This window comes from Paenibacillus sp. UNC217MF, from assembly GCF_000686865.1.
Taxonomy (GTDB): domain Bacteria; phylum Bacillota; class Bacilli; order Paenibacillales; family Paenibacillaceae; genus Paenibacillus_B; species Paenibacillus_B suaedae.
The window spans coordinates 46,052-60,327 of sequence record NZ_JMLT01000003.1 but is presented as its reverse complement, the minus strand read 5'-3'; the positions used below and the strand labels follow the sequence as shown (position 1 = coordinate 60,327).

At 49.4% G+C, this 14,276-nt stretch carries 12 protein-coding genes; 11 read left to right on the top strand and 1 reads right to left on the bottom strand.

All coding sequences use genetic code 11. The features are described from left to right. The first annotated feature begins 70 nt into the window (after positions 1-70). The 8 genes from BP95_RS0100330 (at position 71) to BP95_RS0100290 (ending at position 9,705) form a co-directional block, all read left to right on the top strand. Positions 71-1,888, top strand: coding sequence for an acyl-CoA dehydrogenase family protein (locus BP95_RS0100330; RefSeq protein WP_028531170.1), 1,818 nt, complete (start codon positions 71-73; stop codon positions 1,886-1,888). Positions 1,889-1,963: 75 nt separating this feature from the next. Further along, a complete protein-coding gene (locus BP95_RS0100325; protein WP_028531169.1) occupies positions 1,964-3,706 on the top strand; it encodes a long-chain-fatty-acid--CoA ligase in 1,743 nt (580 codons plus the stop codon). Positions 3,707-3,867: 161 nt separating this feature from the next. Then, positions 3,868-4,293: a PaaI family thioesterase gene (locus BP95_RS0100320; RefSeq protein WP_028531168.1), complete on the top strand. Its 426-nt coding sequence runs from the start codon at positions 3,868-3,870 to the stop codon at positions 4,291-4,293. 77 nt (positions 4,294-4,370) lie between these two features. Then, positions 4,371-4,922 carry a cysteine hydrolase family protein gene (locus tag BP95_RS0100315; protein WP_028531167.1) on the top strand — a complete coding sequence of 184 codons (552 nt, stop codon included), beginning with the start codon at positions 4,371-4,373 and terminating at the stop codon, positions 4,920-4,922. A gap of 51 nt (positions 4,923-4,973) precedes the next feature. Then, the gene (locus tag BP95_RS0100310; RefSeq protein ID WP_021262387.1) at positions 4,974-6,470 is read left to right on the top strand and encodes a nicotinate phosphoribosyltransferase; all 1,497 of its coding nucleotides are present in this window, start codon (positions 4,974-4,976) and stop codon (positions 6,468-6,470) included. A 225-nt stretch (positions 6,471-6,695) separates the two neighbouring features. After that, entirely contained in the window at positions 6,696-7,559 is an 864-nt protein-coding gene (locus BP95_RS0100300) for an SMP-30/gluconolactonase/LRE family protein (protein ID WP_036666479.1), read from the top strand. A gap of 306 nt (positions 7,560-7,865) precedes the next feature. Further along, positions 7,866-8,885 (top strand): P1 family peptidase, encoded by a 1,020-nt coding sequence (locus BP95_RS0100295; protein ID WP_028531165.1) that lies wholly within the window; start codon positions 7,866-7,868, stop codon positions 8,883-8,885. 106 nt (positions 8,886-8,991) lie between these two features. Next, a complete protein-coding gene (locus tag BP95_RS0100290; protein ID WP_028531164.1) occupies positions 8,992-9,705 on the top strand; it encodes a lysophospholipid acyltransferase family protein in 714 nt (237 codons plus the stop codon). A 62-nt stretch (positions 9,706-9,767) separates the two neighbouring features. Here the strand turns inward: BP95_RS0100290 and BP95_RS0100285 are convergent, their stop codons facing one another. Beyond that, entirely contained in the window at positions 9,768-10,721 is a 954-nt protein-coding gene (locus BP95_RS0100285) for an L-lactate dehydrogenase (protein WP_021256456.1), read from the bottom strand. Between the two features lie 224 nt (positions 10,722-10,945). On the opposite strand from BP95_RS0100285, the gene BP95_RS0100280 reads away from it, so the two are divergent. From BP95_RS0100280 to BP95_RS0100270, 3 genes are all read left to right on the top strand, one after another. Next, the gene (locus BP95_RS0100280; RefSeq protein WP_028531163.1) at positions 10,946-11,338 is read left to right on the top strand and encodes a metal-sensitive transcriptional regulator; all 393 of its coding nucleotides are present in this window, start codon (positions 10,946-10,948) and stop codon (positions 11,336-11,338) included. A 45-nt stretch (positions 11,339-11,383) separates the two neighbouring features. Then, the gene (locus tag BP95_RS0100275) at positions 11,384-11,584 is read left to right on the top strand and encodes a cation transporter (protein ID WP_028531162.1); all 201 of its coding nucleotides are present in this window, start codon (positions 11,384-11,386) and stop codon (positions 11,582-11,584) included. Between the two features lie 137 nt (positions 11,585-11,721). Next, entirely contained in the window at positions 11,722-14,136 is a 2,415-nt protein-coding gene (locus BP95_RS0100270) for a heavy metal translocating P-type ATPase (RefSeq protein ID WP_028531161.1), read from the top strand. Positions 14,137-14,276: the final 140 nt, after the last annotated feature.

Here is a 14,276-nt window from a genome sequence, read left to right as displayed (position 1 = left end):
TGTCTGCATGAATCGTACTAGACAGGAAGACGGCGGGATCAAGAATGAGAATGGATAGGAGGAATGAAGCATGGAAGCTGCGTCTACGACGCGTGTAAGAGGCGGTGGCTTCGTCATTGACGAGCCGAATCTGGAGTGGGTAGTAACACCAGAGGATTTCACTTCGGAGCAGCGATTGTTCGCGGACACGACCCAGGCATTTGTTGAGGGAGATGTGCTGCCGCATGATGAGGATATTGAACATCTTAATTATGAGCTGACTGTTCAATTGATGCGCAAGGCAGGAGAGCTTGGACTGTTAGCGACAGATATCCCAGAAGCCTATGGGGGGCTTGGTCTCGATAAGGTAAGCTCTACGATTGTCAATGAGAACTTGGCCCGTGCATCTTCCTTCGCATTGTCCATTGGCGCTCATGTTGGCATCGGCACTCTGCCGATTGTGTACTTTGGAACGGATCAGCAGAAGCGCACGTATTTGCCTGAACTGGCGACAGGCGCTAAGATCGCTGCCTATTGTCTAACAGAACCAGCATCCGGTTCTGATGCGCTCGGCGCACGAACAACGGCTAAGCTGTCTGATGATGGTACTCATTACATTCTGAGCGGATCGAAGTTGTATATTACGAATGCAGGTTTTGCAGATATTTTCATTGTGTATGCCAAGGTAGATGGTGTGAAATTTACAGCATTTATTGTGGAGCGAAGCATGGAAGGATTTACGGTTGGGCCGGAAGAGAAAAAGATGGGGATCAAGGGCTCATCCACCTGCCCGATTTACTTCGATCATGTCCGTGTTCCGATTGAAAATGTGCTTGGCGAAATCGGCAAGGGGCATCTGATCGCATTTAATATTTTGAATATAGGCAGATTCAAGCTGGGGGCAGGCTGTTTGGGTGCGGCGAAGGAAACGATCCAGTTGGCTTCCGCATATGCGAATGCTCGCACACAGTTCGGCAAGCCAATCAGCAGTTTCCCGCTTATTGGGAAGAAGCTCGCGGAGATGAATACGCTGACCTATGTGTTAGAGAGCATGGTATATCGAACATCAGGATATATTGATGCGATGCTGCAAGGCGTCAATGATGGCTCTTCCAGTACGGGAGCGCAAGATTCAGCCCATGCAGGCGTATCTCCGGCCAAAGCAATCGCCGAGTTTGCGCTTGAATGCTCCATTATTAAGGTATTTGGCAGTGAAGCACTGAACACGATTGCGGATGAGGGCGTGCAAATCCATGGCGGTTATGGCTATATCCAAGAATACAAGGTCGAGCGGATCTATCGTGATGCACGCATTAATCGGATATTCGAGGGCACGAATGAGATTAATCGACTGCTTATCCCTGGCACCTTGCTGAAAAAAGCATTAAAGGGTGAGCTTCCGTTAATGGAGCGCCTAGAGCAGCTGCAGGAAGAGGTTCTGGCATTCAGCCCTTCACTTGGCGATGAAGAAGATGGCCCAATGGCTGAACTTTATAAGTTGTTGAACCAAATGAAAACTGCTTTTCTCGTTGTGGGCGGAACGGCGGTTCAGAAGTATGGTACGCGCATCGAGCAAGAGCAGGAGGTTCTTTCCGCACTCGCAGACATGATGATTTATATTTACGCAGCAGAAAGTGCGATTCTCCGAACGGATAAGCTGGTTAGCCGCTTAGGTGAAGAGAAGGCTGCGCTTGCTCTGCAAATGACACAGGTGTTCGTTCGTGATGCGCTTCAGGTAATTGAACAGAGAGCCAAAGAAACGCTTCAAGAAGCAGCATCAGGAGATGCCCTTCGCACGCAGTTATCGCTGCTCAAGAAATTCAGCCGCACCACTCCATTATCCTTGACCTCGCGGAAGCGGGCTATCGCTGCACGCATTATTGCGAACGAGCGTTACACCGTTGTCTAGATTAACAATGAGCAGCAATCAATATGCGCTGATGCATGGTGAAGCGCAACTAGAACGAGGAAGGGGAGTAGCATCATGAATGCCTATTCTGATGAAAGGCCATGGCTGCGCCATTATCCCGAAGAAGTAGCACCGTCGTTCGACTATCCGAAGCATAATGTGGCCCACCTGCTAGAGAAGGCTGCGGCAGAATTCCCCGAGCGCGCAGCTATTGAGTTTATGGGGAAGACGCTTACGTATCGTGAACTACTCGCTTCTGTCTATCAATTTGCTGGAGGCCTGCGCTCACTTGGTGTGAGTCCAGGAGAGCGGGTTGCCATCATGCTGCCGAATTGCCCGCAAATGATCATAGCCTATTACGGTACATTGATGATGGGTGGAATTGCGGTGATGACGAGTCCGCTGTACATGGAGGGAGAATTGGCCCACCAACTGGAGGATTCCGGAGCAACCGCGATCATTACATTGGATTTGCTGTTTGCTCGTGTACTTCATGTGAGGCAGAAGACGAAGCTGAATCACATGATTGTTACTTCTATTCGGGATTATTTGCCGTTCCCAAAAAATTGGTTGTATCCATTGAAGATGAAGAAGGATGGCCAATCGCTCGCAATTCCTGATGTTCCGGGTGTTGTTCGCTATAAGCGATGGCTCGCATCAAGTGCGCCCCTAACGAGCGCGCATTCTGTGGATGCCGAACAGGATGTCGCCATGATTCAATATACAGGAGGCACAACCGGAAGAGCGAAGGGAGTGATGCTGACGCATTATAATTTGATTGCCAATACGGTGCAGACGTCAAATTGGTTCTATCGCGCGCAGCGCGGCAAGGAAACGTTCCTTGCGGCACTCCCATGCTTCCATGTGTTCGGCTTGACGGTACTGCTCAATTTAGGAATTCATCTGGCAAGCAAGCTTATTCTGCTGCCTCGGTTCGATACGATGCAGGTGCTCGAGTGCATTCATAAGGAAAGAGCAACGATCTTCCCAGGAGCTCCGACGATGTACATTGCAATTAACCACCATAAGGAGGTAGCACGGTACGACCTATCGTCTGTGCAGGCGTGCGTGTCTGGCTCTGCACCACTCCCATTGGAGGTGCAAGAGCGGTTCGAAGCCATTACAGGAGGCCGGTTAATTGAAGGTTATGGCTTAACGGAAGCTTCACCGGTTACACATGCGAATCCGCTCTGGGGATATCGGAAGATCGGAACCATTGGCATTCCATTTCCCGATACAGATGCTAAGATCGTCAATCCAGACACTGGAGAGACGATGCCAGTCGGCGCCATTGGCGAACTGGCTGTACGAGGGCCGCAGATCATGAAGGGATACTGGAATCGACCTGAGGAGACGGCAGATGTGTTGAAAGAGGGGTGGCTGCATACAGGCGACATGGCCAAGATGGATGCCGACGGGTTCTTCTCAATCGTCGATCGGATGAAGGAAATGATCAATGCAAGCGGATTTAAAGTGTTCCCGCGCGATGTGGAAGAAGTGCTGTTCGAGCACCCGCAGGTAAAAGAGGCAGCTGTCATCGGTGTACCGGATCCTTATCGGGGGGAGACAGTCAAGGCCTTCATCGTGCCAGTGGAAGGAGCTGCGATTACAGAGAAGGAACTGGAAGGATGGTGCCGGGCTAAGCTCGCTGCATTCAAGATTCCGCGGCAAATTGAATTCCGAGCGGAGCTGCCTAAAACAATGGTTGGCAAGGTGCTAAGGCGCAAGCTAGTGGAGGAAGAGGCACAGCGCCGGCTGCAGCGCGATGGCCATCGGGATGGGATCGCATCAGATGATACAGACAAGGACAAAGAGTAGATGCTGCGCAATATGCATGCATTGTGATAAGATAGAAGGGGAAGGCCGGTCGTTGATAGAGATCGGCCTTCTCTACTTTCAACAATTTGTTAGTGAAGTAAGGGCATAATGTTAGTATACTATTAGGTAAATAATGGCGGAAGAATCGAGAGGTGGCTAACATGAGCAATGAGCAGAATCTGCAGTGGGATGAATTAGAGGCACGTGCGCAGTCTTCGTTCTGGGGATACTTGGGTTGTGAGCTCGTTCATGCGGATGAGAAGAAAGTGATCCTCCGGCTAGATGCGAAGGCTCACCATTTGAATATGATAGGCATTGTACATGGGGGCGTGTTGTCCTCCCTGCTTGATAATGCGATGGGAATCGCCGCTTCCGCATACAAGCAAGATCCGAATATTGTTACCGGAAGCCTGAATGTGAACTTTCTACGACCAATGAAGGCAGGCATATTGGAAGTAAGGGCGCATGTCGTTCATGCAACGAAGCGCGTGCTCACGCTTCAAGGCACGGTAGTGAATGAGCAAGGGGAGCTTGGCACGATGGCAACGGGGACTTTCCACGTGAGAGGTCAACGCGCGGGAGGTTGACATTTAGCACCGATTTGTCATAATGACGTTAAGCTAACTATCGGATATCAGGTCTCGGAGAGGAGATGGATTCGGAATTGAAGGCATTGATTGTCATAGATTATACGTATGATTTTGTATTGGGCCGACTTCCATGTGGGGAACCGGCCGTACATATTGAGAATCGTGTTGCGGAGTTGGTAGATTCCTTCGTGAATGCTGGAGATTTCGTAACGATGGCGGTTGATCTGCACGAAGAACAAGATCCCTACCATCCTGAAACGGCTCTGTTCCCGCCGCATAATATTAGGGGCACGGATGGGCGCAATCTATACGGTCAAGTAGCTGAAGTATACGAACGCCATCAATCCGAAGTATACTGGATGGATAAGACCAGATACAGCTCATTCTGCGGCACGGATCTTGATATGAGACTGCGAGCAAGACAGATTGAAGAAGTCCATTTAGTTGGAGTATGTACGGACATCTGCGTGCTTCATACAGCTGTAGATGCTTATAATATGGGATATAAGATTATTGTCCATGAGGATGCTGTCGCCACCTTCAATGAGCATGCGCATGAATGGGCGCTACAGCACTTCCGCAATTCACTCGGTGCTCAGATTATAAGTGGGTACCGCACAGAATAGTTAATGCCGCATACTGTATGACTGGTAAGTGGTAGAAAGAGAGATGACCTGATGAATACATCAATGGCCCTACACACAGATAAATATCAAATTAATATGATGTATGCACACTGGAAAAATGGCACTCACAATCAGCAGACTGTGTTCGAAGCTTTTTTCCGCAAGCTGCCCTTCCATAACGGGTATGCTGTGTTCGCTGGCCTTGAGCGCATCGTTGAATATATTGAACGCTTGCATTTTACAACAGAAGATATTGAGTATCTCGGCATGCAGGAGGAGCAGTACGAGGAAGCATTTCTGGAGGAACTGCGCAACTTCTGCTTTACGGGACAGATCGATGCGGTTCGGGAAGGTACGCTTGTATTTGCGAATGAACCGCTTATTCGTGTTGAAGGACGCGTGTTCGAGACTCAGCTGATTGAGACGGCACTGCTGAACTTCATGAACTTCCAGACACTCATTGCAACGAAGGCATCGCGCATTAAGCATGTTGCTTCCACTGATATTCTGATGGAATTCGGCACACGTCGTGCACAGGAAGCCGACGCAGCTCTATGGGGGGCACGCGCCGCTTACTTGGCTGGCTTCCATGCAACGTCTAACATGCTGGCAGGCCGCAGATTCGGCATTCCGACAAAAGGTACGCATGCACACGCATGGGTGCAGAGCTTCGAGAGCGAGGAAGAGGCATTCCAAGTGTTCGCTGAAGCATTGCCTGATCAGGTGACGCTGCTCGTTGATACGTATGATACGCTGCACAGTGGAATACCGAATGCCATTCAGATTGGTATGGAGTTGGAGAAGAAAGGGAAGAAGCTGCAAGCCATCCGACTCGATAGCGGCGATATTGCCTATTTGTCGATTCAAGCCCGCAAGTTGTTGGATGATGCTGGTTTGAAGGATGTACAAATATGTGCGTCCAATGACCTGGATGAATATACCATCTCAGACTTGAAATCACAGGGTGCCCGCGTGGATATGTGGGGAGTTGGTACGCAGCTTATTACTGCAGCGGATCAGCCATCTCTTGGCGGAGTGTACAAGCTCGTATCGCGTGAAGTGAACGGCGAGATGAAGCCGACAATCAAGATTTCGGCTAATCCTGAGAAGGTAACGACACCAGGCAAGAAAGATGTATACCGCATTATTCATAAGAAGAAGAAAAAAGCAATTGCGGATTACATTTGCCTCTCTGAAGAAGATGAGGTAAAACGTCGGGCAAAGATTAAGTTATTCGATCCGATTCATCCATATTTGCACAAGTATGTAGAGCACTATGAAGCAGAACTGCTGCTTCAACCTGTATATCGGGACGGCAAACTAGTCTATGAGCGTCCGAATCTGGAAGAAATCCGTAATTACCATAAGGAGCAGCTTCAGCTGTTCTGGCCGGAATATTTGCGCAAGTCGAATCCGGAGCAGTATCATGTTGACGTAAGCACGAAGGCTTGGGAACTGAAGCGCGACATGATTGAATCACATGTTCAAGAGAAGGAAAAATGGCGTACATTCCAAATGGATGCCGGTGATATGGAAGATCATGATTAATTTGCGGGAACAATTGTTGGACAAGTATCATTCATTGATTCATTTATACAAGCTTCCAGAAGTTCGTGTTGAGAGTAATGTAGATTCAGGCTAGGAAGCGGGGATAGAATCGCTGTCATGCTGCAAGGGCAACTGTGATAGCGATTTGCTTCTGTACAGTCCTATCACTTGCAAGATCGTTAACGTTGTAAATGATGTACATGCGAATAGGGAGAGTGAGATTGCATGGATCAGACGTTTGATGGATCCGGGATTCAGATGCGAAGCAGTGAGGTATTTACGCCACAGCATGGATTTACACAAGGCATAGAGGGACCTGCTTGCGATAAGGAAGGCAACTTGTATGCTGTCAATTATGAACGGCAGGGCACGATTGGCAAGGTAACGCCAGAAGGCGAATGCTCCGTATTCTTGGAGCTGCCTGAGGGATGCATTGGCAATGGTATACGCTTTACTCGCAATGGAGACATGTGCATTGCGGATTATGCAGGGCATCACGTATTCCGCTATTCCTTCGTTACGAAGGAACTGCACGTTCTGGCACATGATCCAACGATGAATCAACCGAACGATATTGCGATCATGGCAAATGATATTGTATTTGCTAGCGATCCGAAGTGGGCCGATGATACAGGGCAAATCTGGCGTATTCGTCCAGATGGAGAAATGACGCTTCTGGAATCAGGGATGGGTACGACCAATGGCATCGAGGTTAGCCCAGATGAAGGCTTGCTCTATGTCAATGAATCGGTTCAACGACGGATCTGGGTATATGATCTTCAGGAGGATGGCAGCATCTCGAATAAGCGTCTGTTCCATCAGTTCCCTGATTTTGGATTGGATGGCATGCGATGTGATGTTGACGGCAATCTGTATGTCGCACGCTTCGGCAAAGGAACAGTCGCGGTTCTTGCTCCAGACGGAACCGTGACAGAAGAGATCCGCCTCCATGGAAGCAACTGCACGAATGTAACATTCGGCGGCGAAGACGGCTGTACGGTATACGTCACGATCATGGATCAAGGTAATGTCGAACGATTCCGAGCGAATCGTCCTGGCCGCTGCCGACGTCTATTCGGACTCGTATAATTAATAATAAGAGGAGCCCTAGCATCGGGCTCCTCTCTCTTCTTGTGAACGGAATGGGGCTGGGGTAATAACTTGTAGATGATAGTTGCGGCTTAGACAGAATTCAAGGAATGTACAGCCTATTATTTCTCGGGAAAGCGCAGAATTAGGCATGAATCGGCCTGAATTTACAAAGCTCGACGAGTCACCAGCGAGTTACGAGTAGCATTTATGTTGTATGATTCCGCAGCTGGACGCTTCATGCATCATCGAATCATGAGAACCGGAAATAGACATCTAACAACGATCACAGAAAAGGGTGCGAATATGCAATCTTCCCATTGGAATATCAAACCCGGGGGCAAGCCTGCTCGCTATCCTGGCGCAATCACGGATGTACCAGGTATTGTTGTCGGGCATGCGCATGATAATGAGGCACATACAGGCTGTACAGTCATTGTAGCAGAACAAGGGGCTGTATGCGGCGTTGATGTCAGGGGATCAGCGCCTGGCACTCGTGAAACGGAGTTACTGCAGCCAACCGCTCTCGTTCAGCATATTCATGCATTGTGTCTCAGCGGCGGAAGCGCATTTGGACTCGCTGCTTCACAAGGGGTAATGCAGCGATTGCAGGAGCAGGGGATTGGACTTGATGTCGGCGTTGCTAAGGTGCCAATTGTTCCATCAGCTATTTTATTTGACTTGGCGATAGGCAATCCGACAGTCGTACCAACTGCAGAGATGGGATATTCGGCTGTTGAGAATGCGACGTCTGAAGCGGTTGCCGAAGGCAATGTAGGTGCTGGCGCAGGTGCAACGCTTGGCAAGTTCGCGGGAGTGGAACGAGCAATGAAGGGCGGATTTGGTACGGCTTCTGTACAATTGCCAAATGGTCTTGTTATTGGTGCGGCTGTTGCTGTCAATGCGGTTGGCGAAGTGAGACATCCGAAGCATGGTATAACATTAGCTGGGGCAAGAGCAGATGAGAAGGGACAGTTCATTGATCCGTTGTCTTTCCTAACGCAATTGGCTAATCCCTTCCAAGCGACGATGAAGCCGGGGACAAATACGACAATTGCCGCAGTCGCTTGCAATGGAACATTCACAAAGACCGAAATGACGAAAATTGCACAAATGGCGCATAATGGCTTGGCTCGTACCATTTATCCTGTCCATACGATGTATGACGGAGATACAGTGTTCGCGATGACAACAGGCGGAATAGACGCCTCTGTTGATCTGGTGGGCATGTGGGCAGCCGAGGTGCTTGCTTATGCCGTCCATAATGCCATCATTGCAGCGAATTCCGTTGAGGGTGTGCCTTGCTCACAAGAGTGGCTTGATTGACTGGTTTGATAGAATAGCTTGATAGTCTAGCTTGATGTGCATAACAGGAATGATTTAATAATGGCATCATACATCGATACGTTGTAGAGGGGAATTACATCACATCATGAAATTCATACGAACATTGATTTGGTTTATTTATTTTTGGCTTTATTTACTTTTCATTATCCCTGGGATGTGGAAGGCCAATCGACTATATAAGCAAGGTCGGTATGAAGAACTGGATGCCTACACGGCCAAGCAGGTCGGAAAATGGGCGCGGTCATTGCTGCGTGTAGCCGGTGCGAAGGTAACGGTTCGTGGATTGGAGCATATCCCAGAAGGCGGAGCCGTCTTTATCTCGAATCATCAAGGGAATTTCGATGTGCCGATCATGCTTGGGCATGTTGGCAAGCCGAAAGCGCTGATGGCCAAGGCAGAGCTGGCGAAGCTGCCTTTCATTCGTGTGTGGATGAAGTACTTGCGCTGCATCTTCGTTGACCGCAGCAACGTACGCCAAGCCATGAACAGTCTGAATGAGGCGGGCAAGCTCGTAGAAAGTGGACATCCGATCGTCATCTTCCCTGAAGGAACACGAAGCAAGAGTGAACACATCGGTGAGTTCAAAAATGGCGGCTTCCGCGTCGCTACGAAGACAGGGTTCCCTATTGTGCCTGTTCGGATATCGGGTTCTTACAAGCTGATGGAGGCGAATGGGAATTGGATCAGTCCTGCTCATGTGGAGGTAACCGTTCTTCCTCCAGTATCGACAGCTGGCCTGTCGAAGGAGGAGGCTGCGGAGCTTCCAGAGCAAGTACGTACAATGATTGTGAATGCGTAATTAGGAAGGCGCACCGTCTATGGACAGTGCGCCATTCGTTTATTCACAATCAACAACCAACATTATTTCGGGAATACCGAAGATATTGCTTGCTTAAGCACGCCTGCGGAATGATGAAGTTTCTGCATCTCGTCTTCAGACAGGTGAAGCTCGTATACATCGCGGATGCCTTGGCGATTTACGACGGCAGGAACGCCGATGTACACATCATCCAGACCATATTGTCCGGTCAGCAAGGCAGATACGGACAGCACAGAGTTCTCATTCTTCAGAATAGCCTTTGTCAAGCGAGCCAAGCCCATTGCGATTCCGTAGTAGGTAGCCCCTTTACGCTCGATGATGTGATAAGCAGCATCGCGTACATTCAGGAAGATATCATCCAATTCTTCCTGTGTCGGCTCTCCATGCGTCTTGCGATAATGCTCGAGCGGCTGGCCGCCAATGCTGACATTGCTCCACGCAGGGAGCTCAGTATCTCCATGTTCGCCCATAATGTAGGCATGGACGTTGCGTGGATCAACGCCGATTTTTTCGCCGAGCAAATAACGCAGACGTGCGGTATCCAAAATTGTACCGGAGCCGATGACGCGATGAGCAGGCAGACCTGAGTATTTCCAGGTTGCATATGTAAGAACATCGACTGGATTTGTTGCGACCAGGAACAATCCATCAAAGCCGCTCTCCATGACGGAAGTAACGATTGATTTGAAGATGTTCGCATTTTTGCCGATTAGATCAAGACGTGTTTCTCCTGGTGCTTGGTTCGCACCTGCTGTAATAACAACGAGGTCAGCATCCTTGCAATCGCTATAGTCTCCAGCCCATATGCGCATATTGGATGCGAACGGAAGACCGTGATTCAAGTCCATCGCATCCCCTTCTGCTTTTTTGCGGTTAGCGTCGATAATGACTAGCTCAGCGGCCAACCCTTGATTGAACAACGCGAACGCGTAACTGGAGCCAACAAAGCCCGATCCGATCAACGCGACGCGGGACACTTTTGTCATTTGGGTCATAATAAGTGTGCCTCCTCGAAAGTAATAACAATAAGTTCGTCTGTTAGACAATGGGCCTGAAGCCAGACTAACACTTAAATTTTAACCATTTTCCGAAGAAATAACCAACCCTAATTTACCACAGCGAGAAATTCGAGTTAGCTGCAGAAGCAAGCATTCAAAAAAAGGGCTTGCATAGGGTAGGGGGGTATAGTATAGTTAATGCATGAGGTGGTGATACACAAATGTCAAACGAACGTATCGATGAACAAGTCGATGACGTGATGACCGCTGCTTTTGGTACAGAAGATGCTTGCCATACAAGTGAAGAAGGGTGCGAGCACCACACTCCAGACGGGAAGCGGAAGAGTCATCACTCAGATGAGATGAAGAAGAAGCTGGTTCACCGCTTGAATCGCATTGAAGGTCAGGTGCGAGGCGTGAAATCCATGATTGAAAAAGATACCTACTGTGACGATGTGCTGAATCAGATCGCATCCATCCAGTCTGCACTTCATTCAGTTGGCAAATTGCTGCTCGAAGGGCATATGAAGAGTTGTGTCGTTGAGCGATTGCAAGACGGGGAGCCGGAAGTCATAGACGAGCTGCTAACAACGATTCATAAATTACTAAAATAAGAACATGGCCTGTTCCCTTAAGGAATGGACAGAGGAGGAAGTAAGATGGTTAACGAAACATGGAGAGTAGAAGGTATGACATGTGGGCACTGCAAGCAAGCAGTAGAACGAGCGGTAGAAGGTACAGGTGCAACTGCACAGGTTGATTTGGCTGCGAAACAAGTAACCGTATCTTATGATGAGTCCAAAGTAAAGCCGGAACAAATCCGTGAGGCAATTGAGGAGCAAGGCTACGACGTCGTGTAATGATTAGGCGCCGATTCTCATATTATGCTGAATACGCTGATTGATTACTGCAAAGAACACTCCTTCAGAGGAGTTTTCTTTTGGAATCAGATATAGGGTATAGGGGTATGCTTAAGAAGGATAAGGAGGACATGACAATGGCAGAAAAGCAAGCAATGTTGCCGATTGAAGGAATGACCTGTGCCGCATGTGCAACACGAATTGAAAAAGGCTTGAATCGTATGGACGGCATCGCAGAAGCATCTGTCAATCTTGCTTCAGAACGAGCGGCTGTGCAATATGACGGTGATGCAGTAACCTTGCAGCAAGTCGTTGATAAGATCGAGCATCTCGGATACAAGGTTCCGGTAGAAACGTTGGATTTGCAAATTGAAGGAATGACTTGTGCCGCTTGCTCCACTCGCATTGAGAAGGGGCTGAGCCGTATGCAGGGAGTGCAGACGGCAGCAGTCAATTTAGCAACGGAGACGGCGAAGGTCACCTTTATTGGATTGAAGCAAGAAGATATATTGAATAAGATCTCTCAGCTAGGTTATACGGGGCGGCTGAAGAAGGAAGAAGGCGAGAGTGAACAGGAATCGCCAACACAGCGGAATATGCGTCGATTGCGCAATACGTTCCTCGTCTCTGCCCTATTGTCCATTCCACTTCTGTGGTCCATGGTGGGTCATTTTTCTTTCACCTCATGGATTTGGGTGCCGGAATGGTTCATGCACCCTTGGGTACAAATGGTACTGGCAGCGCCGGTTCAATTTATTATAGGGGCACGTTTCTACGTTGGGGCATTTAAGGCACTCCGCAGTGGGAGCGCCAATATGGATGTGCTTGTTGCGCTCGGTACGACCTCAGCTTATGTGTACAGTGTGTACTTGGCGTGGCAATGGCAGATTGGCGAGCTTCACCATCCTGAGATGTATTTTGAGACGAGTGCTGTTCTCATTACGCTCATTCTTCTTGGTAAATGGCTGGAGGCTTCGGCTAAAGGACGGTCTTCTCAAGCGATCCGGGCTCTGATGGGGCTGCGTGCCAAAACGGCAACCGTTGTGCGCGACGGTGAACAAGTGGAAGTGCCTGTGGAGGATGTGGCAAGTGGGGATCTCGTACTTGTTCGCCCGGGTGAGAAAGTACCGGTAGACGGCATTGTAGTTAGCGGAACTTCGACCGTGGATGAATCCATGCTTACCGGTGAAAGTGTCCCTGTTGAGAAGCAAGCCGGCGATAATGTATACGGGGCTACCGTGAATGCGCAGGGGGCATTTACGATGAAAGCGACTCAGGTCGGCTCCGAGACGGCGCTCTCGCAAATTATTAAAATCGTTGAGGAGGCACAGGGCTCCAAGGCTCCGATTCAGCGGATCGCTGATAAAATATCAGGCATCTTCGTGCCGATAGTCGTTGGAATTGCGGTGCTTGTATTCTTAATTTGGTATTTCGCTGTTGAACCAGGCAACTTCGGTGTAGCCTTGTCTCGTACCATTGCCATACTCGTAATCGCTTGCCCGTGTGCGCTCGGCTTGGCAACGCCAACGTCGATTATGGCAGGAACCGGACGTGCTGCAGAATATGGTGTACTATTCCGTGGCGGCGAGCATCTGGAAGGCGCCTATCGGGTGCAGACGGTTGTGCTCGACAAGACAGGAACCGTAACAGAAGGGGCTCCTTCGCTTACAGATGTTGTATTGCATGATGGGAATGAAGACGAGAAGACAGAACTCTTGACCTTACTAGCATCTGCTGAGAAGCAATCCGAGCATCCATTGGCACAGGCGATTGTGAAGGGATTGACTGAGCAAGGAATCAGCACGGTCGAACCGGATTCATTCCGAGCTGAACCTGGATATGGAATAGCGGCTGAGGTGAATGGGCATCAGATTATTGTCGGCACACGCAGATGGATGGAGAAGAACGGGGTAGCAAGCAGCGATGCAGAGGAAGCATTGCAAGATATGGAGCAGGCAGGTAAGACGGCAATGCTTATCGCGGTTGATGGCAGCTGGAAAGGCATAGTTGCCGTTGCCGATCAAGTGAAAGCTTCCTCGAAGAAGGCCATTGAGCGGCTGCATCAAATGGGGATACGCGTTGTCATGATGACGGGAGACAACACACGCACGGCCAGAGCAATCGCGTCACAAGTAGGGATTGATGATGTATTTGCAGAGGTGCTGCCTGAACAGAAGGCACAGCATGTGCGCGAGCTGCAGCAGAGAGGCAGTGTTGTGGCCATGGTAGGCGATGGAATTAATGATGCGCCAGCTCTGGCAGCAGCGGACATAGGGTTCGCGATCGGTACAGGTACGGATGTAGCAATGGAGACGGCAGGCGTAACCTTAATGCGTGGCGACTTGAACGGCATTGCGGATGCGATGGAGATGAGCCGCCGTACCATGCGCAACATTAAGCAGAACTTGTTCTGGGCACTCGTATACAATACGATAGGCATCCCGATTGCAGCAATTGGATTGCTTGCCCCATGGCTTGCAGGTGCGGCTATGGCCTTCAGCTCGGTATCCGTTGTACTGAATGCACTGCGGCTTCAACGCATCAAGCTGTAACCTGGCAGAATTTCTCGGTAGAGATCGTGATGTTCCTAAACAGAAGGTAGCATATAATTATATCGCCGAACGTATTATGCGGTAATGATGATGCGGATCATTGACGAACTGTCAACTTTGGTGTTAACAAAAGTGGCGGC

Excerpts from the sequence above, each read along its gene's own strand:
- BP95_RS0100330 (WP_028531170.1), top strand. The coding sequence starts at position 71 with ATGGAAGCTGCGTCTACGACGCGTGTAAGAGGCGGTGGCTTCGTCATT.
- BP95_RS0100325 (WP_028531169.1), top strand. The coding sequence starts at position 1,964 with ATGAATGCCTATTCTGATGAAAGGCCATGGCTGCGCCATTATCCCGAA.
- BP95_RS0100320 (WP_028531168.1), top strand. The coding sequence starts at position 3,868 with ATGAGCAATGAGCAGAATCTGCAGTGGGATGAATTAGAGGCACGTGCG.
- BP95_RS0100310 (WP_021262387.1), top strand. The coding sequence starts at position 4,974 with ATGAATACATCAATGGCCCTACACACAGATAAATATCAAATTAATATG.
- BP95_RS0100300 (WP_036666479.1), top strand. The coding sequence starts at position 6,696 with ATGGATCAGACGTTTGATGGATCCGGGATTCAGATGCGAAGCAGTGAG.
- BP95_RS0100295 (WP_028531165.1), top strand. The coding sequence starts at position 7,866 with ATGCAATCTTCCCATTGGAATATCAAACCCGGGGGCAAGCCTGCTCGC.
- BP95_RS0100290 (WP_028531164.1), top strand. The coding sequence starts at position 8,992 with ATGAAATTCATACGAACATTGATTTGGTTTATTTATTTTTGGCTTTAT.
- BP95_RS0100285 (WP_021256456.1), bottom strand. The coding sequence starts at position 10,721 with ATGACCCAAATGACAAAAGTGTCCCGCGTCGCGTTGATCGGATCGGGC.
- BP95_RS0100280 (WP_028531163.1), top strand. The coding sequence starts at position 10,946 with ATGTCAAACGAACGTATCGATGAACAAGTCGATGACGTGATGACCGCT.
- BP95_RS0100275 (WP_028531162.1), top strand. The coding sequence starts at position 11,384 with ATGGTTAACGAAACATGGAGAGTAGAAGGTATGACATGTGGGCACTGC.
- BP95_RS0100270 (WP_028531161.1), top strand. The coding sequence starts at position 11,722 with ATGGCAGAAAAGCAAGCAATGTTGCCGATTGAAGGAATGACCTGTGCC.